Origin of the sequence: Acetobacter sp. DsW_063, from assembly GCF_002153745.1 — a bacterium.
Classification (GTDB): domain Bacteria; phylum Pseudomonadota; class Alphaproteobacteria; order Acetobacterales; family Acetobacteraceae; genus Acetobacter.
The window spans coordinates 53,055-68,160 of the sequence record NZ_JOPL01000014.1; the positions used below are offsets into that span (position 1 = coordinate 53,055).

The 15,106-nt window shown below is 58.5% G+C and carries 11 protein-coding genes; 9 read left to right on the forward strand and 2 right to left on the reverse strand.

Translation table 11 applies throughout. The features are described from left to right. Positions 1 to 25: 25 nt before the first annotated feature. Together HK28_RS03700 and HK28_RS03705 are read left to right on the forward strand one after the other, a co-directional pair. On the forward strand, positions 26 to 976 hold the full coding sequence (locus tag HK28_RS03700; RefSeq protein ID WP_086643268.1) for a hydroxyacid dehydrogenase: 951 nt from the start codon (positions 26 to 28) through the stop codon (positions 974 to 976). A gap of 109 nt (positions 977 to 1,085) precedes the next feature. Beyond that, positions 1,086 to 2,468, forward strand: a complete 1,383-nt coding sequence (locus tag HK28_RS03705) for an MFS transporter (protein WP_086643269.1) — start codon at positions 1,086 to 1,088, stop codon at positions 2,466 to 2,468. Between the two features lie 402 nt (positions 2,469 to 2,870). On the opposite strand, the gene HK28_RS03710 is transcribed toward HK28_RS03705, so the two are convergent. Then, complete coding sequence (locus HK28_RS03710) at positions 2,871 to 3,365, reverse strand: hypothetical protein (protein ID WP_086643286.1); 495 nt, start codon at positions 3,363 to 3,365, stop codon at positions 2,871 to 2,873. A 517-nt stretch (positions 3,366 to 3,882) separates the two neighbouring features. Here HK28_RS03710 and HK28_RS03715 point away from each other — a divergent pair. Beyond that, positions 3,883 to 4,419 carry a DUF4142 domain-containing protein gene (locus HK28_RS03715; protein WP_086643270.1) on the forward strand — a complete coding sequence of 179 codons (537 nt, stop codon included), beginning with the start codon at positions 3,883 to 3,885 and terminating at the stop codon, positions 4,417 to 4,419. Between the two features lie 487 nt (positions 4,420 to 4,906). Here the strand turns inward: HK28_RS03715 and HK28_RS03720 are convergent, their stop codons facing one another. Next, positions 4,907 to 5,821, reverse strand: a complete 915-nt coding sequence (locus HK28_RS03720; protein WP_086643271.1) for a LysR family transcriptional regulator — start codon at positions 5,819 to 5,821, stop codon at positions 4,907 to 4,909. A 203-nt stretch (positions 5,822 to 6,024) separates the two neighbouring features. On the opposite strand from HK28_RS03720, the gene HK28_RS03725 reads away from it, so the two are divergent. From HK28_RS03725 to HK28_RS03750, 6 genes are all read left to right on the forward strand, one after another. Beyond that, positions 6,025 to 7,281: an allantoate amidohydrolase gene (locus tag HK28_RS03725; RefSeq protein WP_086643272.1), complete on the forward strand. Its 1,257-nt coding sequence runs from the start codon at positions 6,025 to 6,027 to the stop codon at positions 7,279 to 7,281. A 26-nt stretch (positions 7,282 to 7,307) separates the two neighbouring features. Further along, on the forward strand, positions 7,308 to 8,117 hold the full coding sequence (locus HK28_RS03730) for a TatD family hydrolase (RefSeq protein WP_198945781.1): 810 nt from the start codon (positions 7,308 to 7,310) through the stop codon (positions 8,115 to 8,117). Between the two features lie 143 nt (positions 8,118 to 8,260). Continuing rightward, positions 8,261 to 10,579, forward strand: a complete 2,319-nt coding sequence (locus HK28_RS03735; protein WP_086643273.1) for a TonB-dependent receptor — start codon at positions 8,261 to 8,263, stop codon at positions 10,577 to 10,579. Next, the gene (locus HK28_RS03740) at positions 10,569 to 11,705 is read left to right on the forward strand and encodes a nucleoside hydrolase (protein ID WP_158093386.1); all 1,137 of its coding nucleotides are present in this window, start codon (positions 10,569 to 10,571) and stop codon (positions 11,703 to 11,705) included. Before HK28_RS03735 ends, HK28_RS03740 begins: the two co-directional genes overlap by 11 nt. 155 nt (positions 11,706 to 11,860) lie before the next feature. Continuing rightward, on the forward strand, positions 11,861 to 13,168 hold the full coding sequence (locus tag HK28_RS03745; RefSeq protein WP_086643275.1) for an NCS2 family permease: 1,308 nt from the start codon (positions 11,861 to 11,863) through the stop codon (positions 13,166 to 13,168). Between the two features lie 23 nt (positions 13,169 to 13,191). Continuing rightward, the gene (locus tag HK28_RS03750) at positions 13,192 to 14,982 is read left to right on the forward strand and encodes an adenine deaminase (protein ID WP_086643276.1); all 1,791 of its coding nucleotides are present in this window, start codon (positions 13,192 to 13,194) and stop codon (positions 14,980 to 14,982) included. Positions 14,983 to 15,106 lie beyond the last annotated feature (124 nt).

Sequence of the window (15,106 nt, forward strand, 5' to 3'; positions counted from 1 at the left end):
TCTGTAGATCTGGACACCAATTTATATGCCGACGTGTTTCATCACCCAGCCCATCGCTGAAAAGGCGGTAGATTTTCTGCGCAATCAGGGAGTCGAGATTCGCTTCGCCTCCAGCATGACGATGGACGCCGTCATAGCGGAAGTCGGCTCGTCCGAAGCCGTCATCACGCGCGATCTGGGATTCAGCGCGGAAGCTCTGTCCGCAGCTCCGGCGTTACGCGTCGTCGCCTGTCATGGCTCCGGCACCAACCGGATCGCCGTAGACGCCGCCAAGGCCCGCAACGTAACGGTCACGCGCGCGCCCGGCACCAACAGCCGGTCAGTCGCGGAACTGACAATCGGGCTCATGCTCGCCGTGGCCCGCCGTGTCGGCGAGGCTGACCGAGCCGTACGCGCAAACGACTGGGCGTTTCGCTACCGCGCTGGCGGCATAGAGCTGTATGGGAAGACTCTGGGTCTGGTCGGGTTCGGCGCCATCGCCCGTGAAGTCGCACGGATCGCCGCCAACGGCTTCGGCATGAAAGTGCTGGCATGGTCGCCGAGTGTGCCTGCGGGGGTCTTCGCGGAGCATGTCGTGACGCCCGTGTCGGACATTCCCACCCTGCTGGGCGCGTCAGACGTCATCTCCCTGCATCGTCCCGCCGAACGGCCGGGCGATGCCTCCCCGGTCATCACGGAAGAGACGATCGGCTCCCTGCGTCCCGGATCGATCCTGCTGAACAGCAGCCGTGGCGCAGCGGTGGACCATCAGGCTTTGCTGTCAGCGATCACATCGGGGCGGTTGGCCGGAGCCGGGCTTGACGTCTTGCAGCAGGAGCCGCCAAGGTCTGACGACCCTCTTCTTCAGTGCGAGCGGATCGTGTTCTCCCCGCATATCGGCGCGGCGACGGAGGAAGCCCTTCTGCGGACCGCCATGATGTGCGCCCATCAGGTTATCGACGTGTTCTCCGGGCGCATCCCGCCGCACGCGTTGTGATGGCGCTTTTTGGACTTAGCCTTCCCGTCATGTCAGCCCCTCTCCTTCTGCAGATATCTCTTTCCTCACACAGGAGCATGAGCCCCGCAGGTCCTCGGGAACTATCGTCATGACGAGCCCCACTGTTCCCGGGCCGGGCCTTTACGGTCTCGCTCGGGTCTCGGCCATGACAGCCGTCGCGCTCGGCCTGCTTCTCGCAGTTCTCGATTACTCGGTGGCGAACGTGGCGTTGCCCACGATCGGTCACGATCTGCATGTCGCGCCATCCGACTCAATCTGGGTGGTCAATGCTTACCAGTTCGCATCCCTCGTCGCGCTGCTGCCATTCGCCGCCCTCGGGTCACGTGTGGGATTCGCACGCATGTGTCGCATCGGCACCGCCATCTTTATTGTCGCGTCGGTTCTGTGCGCGCTGTCGCACACTCTCGTTGAAATTTCCCTAGCGCGCGTTCTGCAGGGACTGGGCAGCGCCTGCATTCTAAGCGTCAATCTGGCGCTTGTCCGGTTCATTTACCCACCGGCGGAGTTGGGCAAGGGCATCGGCCTCAACGGTCTGGTGATCGGAGTGGGCGTGGCGCTCGGTCCAAGCATCGGCGCCGCAGTTTTGAGCGTAACGAGCTGGCCCTGGATATTCTGGTTGAACGTGCCCCTTGGAGGCGCGGCATTGGCTCTGGCGTCCTTCACTCTTCCCCAAACCCCGCGTTCCTCTGCACCCTATGATGCGCCGCACGCTCTGCTGTCTGTTCTCGCCCTTGGGGGCATCGCGTTGGGGCTGGACGAATTCGCCCATGGCCATCTGGGCCTTACGGGATTCGGACCGCTCCTGCTCGGGGCGCTTGCGATCGGCGTATTGTGGAGCAGACAGCATGACCGCCCGGACCCAATCTTTCCGGCTGATCTCCTAAAGCATGGCCCATTTCGCACGGCCTTTCTGGTCGGCGTGATGGGGTTTCTGACCTCCAACCTGTTCATGATTTCGATCCCGTTCACTCTGGAGGCCGTTTTTGCAAAGAGTGCGTCTCTGACAGGCCTGCTGATCACCGCATGGCCGATCGGCGTCACGATCGCTTCGCCCGTCTCGGGCAGGTTGGCGGACAGACTGCCCGTGGGACTTGTCTCCTCTCTCGGCCTATTGCTGACGGGCGTCGGATTCTTTGCTCTGTGCTGCCTGCCGCCGACGGCTCCGAATCTGGTGATCGCCGCCGCGATTCTGATCGCAGGAATAGGCTTCGGGGTATTCCAGCCGCCCAACAATCGCGCGATGATGGCCTCCGCAAGGGCGGGCCGCGAAGGCGGGGCCAGCGGGATGGTCTCTCTTTCACGTCTGAGCGGGCAAACACTGGGAGCTACATCCGTCGCCTGCCTGTTCATGTATCTACCGTCACGGGCGTCGATGCTCTGCCTGGCGTTGGCTTCATCGTGCGCCCTGATCACAGCGACGGTCAGTGGCAGCCGCCTGCTGAAGCGTGACCCGAAGAGGTCGCTTCCCTGAGCATTGCCTCGTTGGGACGCTTGCACAACGAACCGGGCGGACAGTTTCGATGCTGAAGCCAAAGCCGTTTTCGGTAGGTATCTGCTAAATGCAGTCTTCTATATTTAAGCTTGCCTAAGTAAATGTTGCGTCACAGCAGAGTGGCGTGACAGCGCTAGCGTCAGTTACGGCATATCGCACCGCAGACGCTTAACCGGCTACATAGTTACGAAACTGGAACCATCCATATTCATTGACGAGAAATGGCGGTAATCAGCGTGCCGGAGATTTTCTCGCCCAAAGGACGTCCCCGATGCCCGGACAGGGAACGAGGACTGGAAAGTTTCTTCTAGAGCTAATTCGCCTCCCCAAGGCCCACCAAACCTGGTGAGCTTTGCAATAGACCGGTAAATCAGACCGACATCATTGCGTGCGCGGGATGATGACAGAATCCGATGACTTCTTGTCCGTATTGAGAATCGTCCCCCCAGACTGCGTCGAATATGTGCCTGCCGCCGACTGGTTTGGTGTCTTTGGTGGGTGGAACGCAGAAACCGGCCCAAATATCCCACCAGCAGAACTCTTCATAGTCCCTTCAGGCTGGCGTGCGCATCCGCGCGTTATAATCGAACAGACGCCGTCCGTGCCGATCACTTCATCGTCGTCTCCAGTATAGTGCACGTCCGACACCCGATCATGGTCCAGGCGAATGACTGCGGAACACGTGGTGCCGCCGCCGCCGCCCAGTTGCGCGATGGTCGTAGCAATATCGCCAATGGGAATCAGGGTCGAACCGCCGTAACTCGCTTGTGCGTGCGTTCCTGTATAAACATAAATTTGAGTCGTATCGTTGAGTTGCTTCGTGGAGGCCGGGATTCCCGCACAAGCCTGAAGATCGTAGGATGTCATCCCGATCATTGTGATCTGCGCCTTGTGCGCGGCCCGTGAATCGAAGTACCCACATCCCCCCAGACCAAGGGACAAAGAAGACATCGCAAGAAGGTTGAGAAGGCTTTGACGATTCATTGGTTCGGTCAGTCTCCGCATGACGATTCAGCACGCACGCGTCAAAGCGCGCTTTCGCGTCAACCGTAGTTCGCTCTTTCACGTTTGCGCAAGTCGCAAAAGGCTATTGCCTTTGCTGTACCGGAAAAAGAAACGCCTCAAATTCAAGTCGAAAAATTTCGTAAAGATTTTTATAATATCATATTGTATCTTCCGACTACACTCCCGCTCTGGCAAGACAAGAGACACTCTACTTCGCCATTGCCATTCCAATGCGCAGTCTGCATTATAAAAATATGCGCACTGTGCGCGTAGACCTTGAATTCAGATATGCAAAGATCAGAGTTCTGTACACAAACGCCCCTCTTTTCTTCGTCTCCAAACTCACTCGGCTGGATGGCGATGCGGGCTCACGGAGAACCCATTACTCATGCCTCAGCAGTTAAACCGTCTGGCGCTGTTCAGTTCCGCCATGATCATCTTCGCGCTCGGAGGCTGTGGAGGGCCAGGACAACCGCCCGCGCCGCCTCTGCCCGCGCTGGAAAAAGTGACGGCCCTGGCAAGCGCCGACGCCGATTTTGTGCAGAAGCTGAACGATATGGATCTCACAGAGATCGCGTTGGCCAAAATTGCAGCGACTCATGCCGCCCGTAACGACATCGCGGCGTTGAGCGTCACTCTTCTGAAAGATCACACCGCGAATCAGGCGGCGCTAGCGAAAATAGCCACCCAACACGGCCTTACGCTGGCCACGGCCCCTTCGAACGAGGGACAGCGAATCATCCTCCAGATGAGTGGTGTGCATGGCGCGGCGTTCGATCGCGACTACGTCAATTACATCAAGAAAAGCTACAGAACACTCAAGCCTGCGCTTCAGGAGAGAGTCAAAAACTCACAAGATGCAGACGTCGTTGGCCTCGCCAAAGATACCGAGAGCATGTTCTACGAACATGAGTCTTCGCTCTGACGTAATTTTTCCTGTAAATGACGCGGAAAACATTTGAATTTAACATATGTTTTCCGCTGCGTATTGTTCGTTATTGAAAAGATGGCTTTGGAGGTTTCCCTTAGTTCCGCAGCGGAAAGGCGTGACGGGCGCCTCGCCCCAGACCGCCGTGTGTCTACCTTGATCCGTATTTGAAAGAAATACGGATCAAGGTAGACGATTATTACCCCGGCGAATTTTCTTGGCGGTCCGTTCGATCTATGAAATGTAGAGAAAGGCTCGTTCCAAGCGTCGCAAATATTAGTGTCCAAAATCGAATAACTGATTTTCGATCCGTGACATCACGCAGCTCCGGCATTGCACAAAATATGATTCACAAGCGTTCGTACGACATCTGAAGACGGCCTACGTCTCTCAAATTGGCGCTAAGAAAGCCTAACGGAGCCCTGATTACGGCGAAGTTCGTCAAATATCCGCAAAGTCATCAGAATCGTGTATTACCAGCTTCTCATGCAGGTAAATCATTTCGCTCTATTGCTTCCAACGCAGCCTTGATTTCCTGGATAACGGGCTCCAATCCGGGCCGTAATATATTGGTGCTCGATACTATTAACGATAGATTTTGCGGCGCCGTTTTTACGCCGGGCAACGGAAGAAAATTACAATCCGTCAGGTGACCCACTGCGTCGAAATCGCGCATGATCGCGATCCCCAAGCCGCGTTTGACCATATCGCATAACAGCGCGACGTTATTTGACGTAAACACGACATTGAACGCCAGAGACGCTTCCGCGAAGAGATTTTCCACCGTCGACCACAAAGCCGTAGATGAGTCCGGGGCTATAATTTGGTAGTCTAGACAATCAGCCAGACGAATACGAGATTTTTTCGTTAACGGGTGTCCGAGGCGTACGAGCGCTCCGATCCGCGACACCACCTGCGCCTCCACACGCAGGCCCGTGAACGACGGCGGATCGAACGTCACGGCAATGTCGCACTCATTGGCGCGAATGAGGTTTGCTGAGGTCGCTGCATTGGCGACGGTGATCTTGAAGCGAAGTTTCGGCGAGACTTCATGAAGACGCGTGACAAGCGCAGGAATGAAGCTCACCGCCAATCCATCGGCGACAGCTATTCGCACCTCCCCGCCCCTGCCGCTACGCAACTCCTCTATGTGCTGAAGCAGTGTGATTTCGTCATTCGACCAACGCGCGATCTGTTGCGCAACAGCACTCCCCGCCGGCGTCAGCCGTAAGCCAGACGGAAGCCGATCAAATAATTTCACCCCCAGAGTCTGCTCCGCATTCAGCACCTGCCTGTCCACGGCGGACGCCGCCACGTTAAGCACGTCCGCTGCCTTTCTCATTGATCCTTGCGAAACGATCTCTTCGAAATACCTGGAGAATTTCGAATGGAAGACCATCGCTCGCCCTTTATCTGAAAACTGTGTTCCCCGGCGCGACCGAGATCATCGTATAGCTCTTAAATCACGCGTTCTAAAAAAGGCAACATTCCGTGCGAAATTCCAACCTTTCTCGCGGGCGGCTGCACTCCCTATAGTGCCGCCGCCCGCGCTGAAGCGACGTCAAGTCCTGCGCCCCGTTCACTCATTTTCGGCGAACCTAAATGGATCGATTCACCGCGCATCACTCACGATCATCCGCACAGCGGGCGATGAACCGATGCCGGGAATTGAGTGAGACGCCCTACAGCGACATCCCTGACGGTCTCTTTCGCCCCTTTCTGGGATCAGCGCACACAATCACATCAGAACGCGTAACATCATGGATGCAGAATGCGGGCCTGTCGGTCCGACGCGACGCGATAGGCACCCTTATTGGCCGATATGAAGGAGCGCAGCCCGACGCCCCGGCCTTGCTGATCGGTTCGCATATAGACAGCGTTCTAAACGGCGGTGCTTTTGACGGCATGCTTGGGGTCTTGTTGGCAATTGAATGCGTGTCTGCGCTGCAGTCAAACAACCAGCGCCTGCCTTACGCCATCGAGGTCGCTGCATTCGGTGACGAGGAGGGCTCTCGCTTCCCTCAATCCATGCTCGGCTCACGCGCGCTCAGTGGCAAATCCGTCGGCTCAGTCGCCGAGATACAGGATCAGGACGGCATCACCTTACAAGAGGCACTGAAAGGCGTCGGCCTCGACATTGCCTACCTTGAGAGGGCGCGTCGTTCGCCACATGAGTTTTTGGGATACTTGGAACTCCATATAGAGCAAGGGCCGATTCTGGATAAGGAGGGGCTGTCGGTTGCAGCAGTTGAGGCCATTGTCGGCATCAGGCGCTTTCACGTCATTCTGAAAGGCGAAGCTGGCCATGCGGGCACCGTCCCGATGGAAATGCGTCGCGACGCCCTCGCCGCCGCGAGCGAAATCGTTCTGGGAATAGAGGCCTACGCCAATCAGAGCGAAGGGCAGCTGCGCGCGACCGTAGGGAAGTCCGAAGCCTTTCCCGGGGCCATAAATATCATACCTAGCCGGGTCGCCTTTACCATCGAACTGCGATCCGCCGATCATTCTGGTCTGGATTGCAGCGTTCTGAAAGTAACCTCGCTTATCGAGGCCATCTGCGCGAAGCGGAACATTTCAGCGACGATTTTCGATAGGCAGGATTTCGAGCCAGCCCTGTGCGACACACGCCTCACCACACTGCTTGAAGACTGTATCGAGACAGCCGGGCACCCACGCAAACGCCTTGTAAGCGGGGCCGGACATGACGCGATGATGATGTGCGACTGGATTCCCACGACCATGCTCTTTATCCGTAGTCCGGGGGGAATCAGCCACCACCCCGCAGAAACCGTCGAATTGAAAGATGTCGCCGCTGCGTTCGACGTCATGATGACATTTGTCTCATCGCTCGACGCGTGACGCGGGCGTTCCGGAGGAGAAGTGCAATGAGCGCCAACAACGGGCTTGTGCTGGTCGACAGTCATTGCCACCTCGATTTCGACGAGCTGGAGCCCGATTTCGAGGACGTTCTGAGTCGAGCAAGAGCTGCGGGCGTGTGTCGTTTCGTAAACATCGGCATTCAGGTCAGCCGCCATCAATACGCGCTACAACGCACACAGAACCACGACGACATTTTTCATTCCGTAGGCACGCACCCGCATTGGGCCGCCGAAGAAAATGACGTGACTGCGGAGCAACTCGTTGCGCTGACGGCTCACCCCAAAGTCATCGGTATTGGCGAAGTCGGCCTGGACCGCATCCTGACCGATGCGCCATGGGACGCGCAGATGCGTAATCTTCTGGTCCATATCGATGCGGCAAGACGCACGCAGCTGCCGCTGATCATTCATTCCGTGGGCGAAGACCGAGAAATGGAGGCGACGCTGCGTCGAGCAGACGCCGAAGGACGTTTCCCCGTTGTCATGCACTGTTTTTCTGGTGGCTGGGATCTGGCGCGCGCCAATCTTGAACTTGGGCATTATATATCGTTTTCCGGCCTCCTGACCCATGATGGCCGCGAAGCCCTGCACGAAATAGCCGCCCAACTGCCGGCTGATCGTATCCTTCTCGAAACCGACGCCCCGTCGCTTGCGCCAAAACCCTTCGAGAATCAGCGGAACGAACCCGCCCACATTGTCCACACGCTCGACTTTCTTGCCCAACTGCGAGGAATTTCGCGAAACGCACTGGCGGCGCAGACCACGGAAAACTTCTTTCGAGTCTTCAAAAAAACGCCTCGCCCGCACGCATCTTGACAGCCTAGCTGGCGTTCTGTTTTTTAGAACGGGTGGCCACAAAAATTGCACTTGCGTGCACAAGATACGATAACGCAACATTGTGCGGTAATGGCTGTGCTTCGGCACAAAAGAAAACTCAACCCTCAGCGCCGCGGTGGTAAATGACGCCTGTTAAGTTCTGCTCTGCTCGTTCCGTGCTTCTCATGACCGGATCGATAGGCGCACTTGTCATCGCGGGCAGCTCGACAGCAGTCTCGGCGACTACCCACCATCCCCAAAAACGTGCTGTAGCAGCGCACAGCGTCAGCCCGGCGGCACCTGTCGCCGTTGCCTCCAGACCGGCGGCGAAAGTGCGCCCTGCAGCGCGGCGACTGCCCCGCGGCGAAGAAGCCGTAACCGTCACTGCGCGGCGTCGCAATGAACGCGCCACCGACGTGCCTGAAGCCGTGTACACGATAAAGCCGTCGCAGATTTCCACGCTGACCGTCGCCGGCGACGATATCCGTTCTCTGGCCGGTCGCACGCCAAGCCTCAATATCGAGTCATCTTTTGGCCGCACCTTCCCGCGCATCTATATCCGCGGCCTGGGCAACGCGAACTTCGACACCAACTCGGCCCAGCCTGTCGCTATGTACTATGACGACGTGGTGCTGGATAACCCGGTCCTGCGCTCCTTTCCGCTGTTCGACCTCGCAGACACCGAAGTGCTCGCCGGACCGCAAGGGACGTTGTTCGGTCGCAATACGCCTGCTGGCGTCATCAACATCCACTCAAAGGGGCCGGAAGACAAGACGACCGGCTATATCAGCCAGAGTTATGGCACGTTCAATTCCGCAGTTACGCAGGGCGCTGTGAATATCGCCGTCGTGCCGCACAAGTTCTCGATGCGGCTTTCGATCATCAACCAGCGCCGCGATAACTGGGTTCATAACGTCTATGACGGACCACGCTGGAAGAAGAGCCTGGAGGGTTACGAAGATATCGCAGGGCGCCTGCAGGGCCTGTACACCATTGATGATTCGGCCAATATCCTTTTTGAGGTCAACGCCCGTCATGTCGAGGGCACAGCCACCCTGTTCCGCGCCAATTTGTACGAGCATGGTTATCAGGGCATTCGTCCCGGCTACGATATCTACAACGTCTCGCAGAACGGCGATAACGCCCAAAATCTGACGACTGCGGGCGGACATATCAAAGCCACGAAAAACTTCGCTCATTTCGGCGTTCAGCTGATCAGTTCCTGGACCGAGGGCTCCCTGGGCTCGATCGGCTCGATCGACGGCGGAAATCCTTCAACAGTTCCGTTCAGTGTTCAAACCGGAACGTCGGCGCCGAAAATCAGCCAGACGACGCAGGAACTCCGCGTCTACACCGTCAAAACCGGAAAGTTTTTTGATCAGGCTGGCGTCTACTACTTCAACGAATTTCTCGACGACTACGATTACAACTATAATTCAACGAGCATGAAGACGACGGAACTCGCCAACCAGCGTCAGAACGAGAATTCAGTCGGCGTATTCGATTCCATGACTTATGATATTTTGCATAATCTGAGCATCACCGGTGGAATTCGTTACACATACGACTTCAAAAACTTCAGCGCGACACGCATTTTTGGCGGCGATGGCCCGTTGGCTCTGTCCCAGGCTTCGCACTCGAACAACATCAGCTGGGACGCAAGCGTAAACTACAAGATTACGCCGAACATGAGCGTCTATTTCCGCGCCGCGACGGGCTTTCTCGCCCCCAGCTTCCAGGGCCGCCTGACAAGCAACAGCTACATTTCCAAGGCGTCGGCAGAACGCAACACGTCGTTTGAGCTGGGCTACAAGGCGAACCTCGCCCAGGGGCGCGTTCAGCTGACCGGCGCAGCCTATATGTGGAACACCAAGAACATGCAGCTGACGGCGTCGGGGGGAACGTCAAACCAGATCCAGCTGCTGAACGCTGATCATGTCGTCGGGCGCGGGTTCGAATTCAGCGCACAGACTTATCCGATCGAGAATCTCTCGATCAGCGCCAACATGAGCTACAATTTCACCCAGATCCATTCTCCCGGTCTGGAGTCTGGCGCATGCGGCGTAGGCTGCACGATGCTCAACCCGATCGACGCGACGACCGGACTTGCGAAAATCAACGGCAACGGTCTGCCTTATGCGCCCCGCTGGATCGCGAACCTGAACGCGTCTTACAGAATTCCGCTCACCAACACGAAACGGCTCGTTCTTTCCACGGACTGGTCATGGCGTAGTCAGGAATTCTTCACGCTCTACCGGTCCGTAGAGTTTGAAGGCAAGGCCCTGCTCCTCGGCGGCGCAAGCCTCGCTTATGAGGACACGAAGCATCACTACTCCGCCAGCGTCTACGTTCGAAACATCACAAACAAGGTCGTCGGCATCGGCGCGCTCGATTTCGACAACTATACCGGTTACATCAACGACCCACGTATCATCGGAGGTTCGTTACGATATGATTTCTGATCGGATGACAGGCGCTTTCCTTCGCCGCGTCTCACTCGCCGCAGCCCTGATGCTGTCGACCGTCGCGACGACCAAAGCAGCCTCGCCGATTGACGCCGATCAGAATCTCGTTTTTATCGACAACGATTTTTCAGGACCAGGAGAGACCAATATCGAGTCTCTCTATCCTGCGCTGTCCGATCCGCACACCAAACTTCTAGGCGTCGGAGCCGTAACGGGCGACGCGTGGCGTGACGAGGGCGCCGCCCATCTCCTCGCGTTCCTCAAACAGGTTGGATGCCCTTCACTCCCGCTCTATATGGGCGCGGAAATGCCCCTGGTCCGTACTGCAAACGAGATGTACGCCTGGGAGGCCCAATACGGCCGTATCATCTGGAAAGGCGCCTGGCAGCCCGCGAGCCCCCGTCACCCGACAGGACACCCGGATCAACCGTCCCTGATCCCGACGATGCCTGAAGGGTTTACGCCGACGCTTCCTCATGGAGAGAGCGCCGCTCACGCCATGATCGACGCGGTCCATCGTTATCCGCATCAGGTGACGATCGTGGCGGGCGGCCCCCTCACCGACGTCGCGCTTGCAATCAAGCTGGACAGTGAATTCGCCGGGCTCGCCAAACAACTGGTCTTCATGGGCGGCCTGCTGGACACGGATCATCCCCAGATCGCTGTCGAAAAAACGCACGAGATCGATTTTTACACCGATTTCAACATGATCTTTGACCCGGAAGCGGCGCATATCGTGCTTACCGCTCCGTGGCACAGCATCACCAATATGGGAAATGTTACGCTCGGCGTCTTGCTGAAGACGGAACTACGTGAACAGGCCAAAGGAAAGAAAGCGCCGCTCGCCGCATATTTCGCCCGTTACGCGCAACCTGGCATCCCGATGTGGGATGAACTGACCACGGCGGTCGCGCTGCATCCGGAACTGGTGACGTCGTCCGTTGACGCCACGATGGACGTCGAGATTGCGCAAGGGATGTTCTATGGCCGCGCCCACGCCCGCCCACTTTCGCTGTCCTTGAAGGGCGCGCCGGTGGTGCACATCGTTACGGCGGTCGATGCTGCAAAGTTTTATCAGATCTTCGTCGAGGGGTTTGATGGTCCTGCCCGTTGTTCACAGTAAACAACGGGTCGGCCGCCTCTTGAAACGCGGCCTCGATTCCTGAACCGAAACGTTGATGCTACAGACGCCGTTCATCGCCCTGACGAAGGAGACAGGCCCTGTCCACCCCCGACCTGCCCGCGGCGCCCCCTTCTGGTGGCGGCATTCTGCGTTTTTTGTCGCCGGACCGGGCCAATCCGCCTGAAACCAGTCTCACGCGCGAATTTCTGGCCGCGCTGACGACGTTTGGCGCCATGGGATATGTCGTGGTCGTGAACCCGCAGATCCTGTCGGTCACGGGGGCGGATCGGCACGCGTTGATCGTCATCACGGCGCTCGCGGCGATCGTCGGGTCGCTTTTCATGGGGCTGATCGGACGTCTGCCGATCGCTCTGGCCCCCGCCATGGGCACCAACACTGTGTTCGCCATGGCCGTGGCCGGGAGCGGCGTGTCCTACGGGACTGCGCTGGTGATGGTTCTGGTCGGGGGCATCGTCTTCACGCTGTTCTCGGCAAGTCGCCTGCGTGAACAGGTGGTGATGGCCTTCCCCGAAGCGATACGCACGGGGCTGCAATGTGGCCTTGGACTGTTCATCGCGAAGCTTGGCCTTATGGGTGGCGGCTTGCTGACCCGCGACGGGCACTTCGGCGATCTGCGGGAGCCGTCCGTGATGCTCGCCGGGGCCGCTCTACTGGCGACTCCCGTTCTGTTGGCTCTGCGCGTGCCGGCGGCGTTGCTGCTTTCGATCGTCGCTGTGACGTTGATCGGTCTGTTCGTACCGGGAGCGCATGGTGGCGCGCTTACGCACCTTCCAGCCGCTCCGGTGCAGATGCCGCCATGGCCCAGCAACTATACGTTCGCGTTCGACTTCGGATCGTTCATGAACCATCTGGCGTTGGCCTTGCCGCTCGCCGGGTATTTCTTCCTGGGCGACTTCTTCTCGGCGACGGCGACCCTTATCGGCGTCACGCGTCGGGCGGGGCTGATGAATGCTGACGGAAAGCTGCCGAACGCACGCGCCGCCTATCTTGCGGACGGGCTGGCCTCAATGGTCGGTTCCTGCATCGGCAGCCCGACAATCGCAGCGTATGTCGAGTCCGCGACCGGAGTCGAAACAGGAGGCCGAACCGGCTTGACCGCCATCCTCGTGGCGATCCTGTTCACCTTCGCGATGTTCTTCTGGCCGCTGATCGCCGCCGTTCCCGCTCAGGCCACCACGCCTGCGCTGGTCATGGTCGGCGTGATGATGATGGAGGGCATCCGCCATCTCGACTGTTCGAAGCTGGAAAATACAGTCAGCGCCGTTCTGATCATGCTTCTGACCGTCACGACGGGCAATCTTGTAATCGGGCTTGCCGCCGGTTCCTTTGCCTACACGTTGATGGCCCTCGCCCTGCGTATCCGGGTGGCGCCCGTGCTGCTGCTCACCGACTTATTGCTGGCAGTTTATGTCGCGCTCAGCGCCTTGACGCTGCATCACTGAAATTCCTGAAAGGATCATCAAAAATGACAGAGACAAAGGCGAAGCCGGGAGCCGACCTCGATGATCCTGCGCTGCGCGACCGTGCAGTAAAGGCGGCGGCTGGCGAGCATCCTTTCGATATTCTTCTGACTGGCGGCGCCGTTGCCGATATGGTGACCGGCGAACTGCGGGAAGCAGATGTCGGTCTGGTCGGGCCGCTGATCGCAAGCGTGCACCCCAGAGGCGGGCGCGCGGACGCCGCGCGCATCATCGAACTTGACGGCGCGGTAGTGGCGCCTGGCCTGATCGACACGCATCTTCATATCGAAAGCTCGATGATCACGCCGCGCAGCTACGCGGAAGTCGTTGTTCCGCAAGGCACCACGACAATCTGCTGGGACCCGCATGAAGTCGGCAATGTCGGCGGCCTCGACGCCGTGCGCTGGGCGGTCGCAGCCGCACGCGACCTGCCGCTACGCATTCTGGTGGAGGCGCCGTCCTGCGTGCCATCCGCGCCGGGTCTTGAGCGCGCCGGGGCAGTGTTCGACGCCTCCGCGATGGCGGAGATGCTTTCCTGGCCGGAGATCATCGGAGTCGCCGAAGTCATGGACATGCGCGGCGTCATCGAACGTTCCCCTCATATGAGCAGCATTGTTCAGGCCGGTCTCGACAGCGGCAAACGCGTCTTCGGGCACGCGCGCGGCCTGTCAGGCGCTCCTTTGCAGGCGTTCTGCGCTGCGGGCGTTGAATCCGACCACGAATTGACTGGCGAGCAGGACGTGCTCTCCAAACTCCGCGCAGGGCTCACGCTCGAACTTCGCGGGTCCCACCCCGACATGGCGATCGAAGCGGTAAAGGCGTTCGAGACGTTGGGCCATGTACCGCAGACGGTGACGCTCTGTACGGACGATATCTTTCCGGACGACCTCGTCGCCAAAGGCGGCGTGATCGCTCTCGTGCGCCTGCTGGTTACAGCAGGCATGAAGCCGCTGGATGTCCTGCGTTGCGGAACGTTGAACGCAGCGCGTTGGTTGGGGCGTAACGATCTTGGCCTGATTGCGCCAGGTCGCCGGGCCGACATGGTCATTTATGGCGACCTGTCCTCCCTTCCAATCCAGCGGGTCTTCGTGTCGGGACAGGAAGCAGCTATAGGCGGCGCGCTTACGACTGCCCCCCGACCGGATACGCTGGTCGCGCCGAAGGGCACAATGAAGCTCGCCCCGGTGGCGGAAGCTGCATTCCACATTCCTGCGCCGGGTGTAGTCGACGGCGAAAAAGTCCGCATTCATACCGTCCATACACCACGCTTTACCCGCTGGGCGGAACGCGATGTCGACGTCAGAGATGGCGCCGTTGTGCTGCCGGAGGACTGCATCATCATGGCTGTGTTCAACCGTTACGGCATGTCCGACAAGCCAGGCATAGGTGTGATGGAAGGTTGGGGCGAATGGCGTGGCGCTTTCGCGACGACGATTCTGCACGATAGCCACAACCTCGCGGTGTTCGGCCGCAATCCTGCCGATCTGGCTGCGGCGGCGAATGCCCTGATTGCGTGCGGAGGCGGCATGGCCGCCGTAATCGACGGCAAGCCGACCTGCGTGCTCGACCTGCCAGTCTGCGGACTACTTTCTGAAGAGCCGTCGCTGGTTGTGGCCGAGAGGTTCGCGGCTATGCGCGCAGCGTCTCTAGATGTCGCCACAGACGTTCCGGCGCCGTTGGTCAAGCTGGTCATTGGCGCAAGCCTCGCCTGCAATCCGGGTCCACATGTCACGGATCTAGGGATCACTGATGGTATGACCGGTCGGATTGTTACGGAAGCAGTAGTGGCGCTTTAAACAGGCCATCTACTTTTTGTTATGAGTGGCTCAGTATTTGCAACGGACTACTGAGCGCAAAGGTTATCTTTTGGTGACTTGGAGGGATCGAAGAGCCGTTGATTGATGCGCTTGGCCCGTAATT

Bases quoted from the DNA above. Each gene is read 5' to 3' on its own strand.
- HK28_RS03710 (WP_086643286.1), bottom strand. From the start codon at position 3,365: ATGATCGGGATGACATCCTACGATCTTCAGGCTTGTGCGGGAATCCCG.
- HK28_RS03715 (WP_086643270.1), top strand. From the start codon at position 3,883: ATGCCTCAGCAGTTAAACCGTCTGGCGCTGTTCAGTTCCGCCATGATC.
- HK28_RS03720 (WP_086643271.1), bottom strand. From the start codon at position 5,821: ATGGTCTTCCATTCGAAATTCTCCAGGTATTTCGAAGAGATCGTTTCG.
- HK28_RS03750 (WP_086643276.1), top strand. From the start codon at position 13,192: ATGACAGAGACAAAGGCGAAGCCGGGAGCCGACCTCGATGATCCTGCG.
- HK28_RS03740 (WP_158093386.1), top strand. From the start codon at position 10,569: ATGATTTCTGATCGGATGACAGGCGCTTTCCTTCGCCGCGTCTCACTC.
- HK28_RS03725 (WP_086643272.1), top strand. From the start codon at position 6,025: ATGGATCGATTCACCGCGCATCACTCACGATCATCCGCACAGCGGGCG.
- HK28_RS03735 (WP_086643273.1), top strand. From the start codon at position 8,261: ATGACGCCTGTTAAGTTCTGCTCTGCTCGTTCCGTGCTTCTCATGACC.
- HK28_RS03730 (WP_198945781.1), top strand. From the start codon at position 7,308: ATGAGCGCCAACAACGGGCTTGTGCTGGTCGACAGTCATTGCCACCTC.
- HK28_RS03705 (WP_086643269.1), top strand. From the start codon at position 1,086: ATGACGAGCCCCACTGTTCCCGGGCCGGGCCTTTACGGTCTCGCTCGG.
- HK28_RS03700 (WP_086643268.1), top strand. From the start codon at position 26: ATGCCGACGTGTTTCATCACCCAGCCCATCGCTGAAAAGGCGGTAGAT.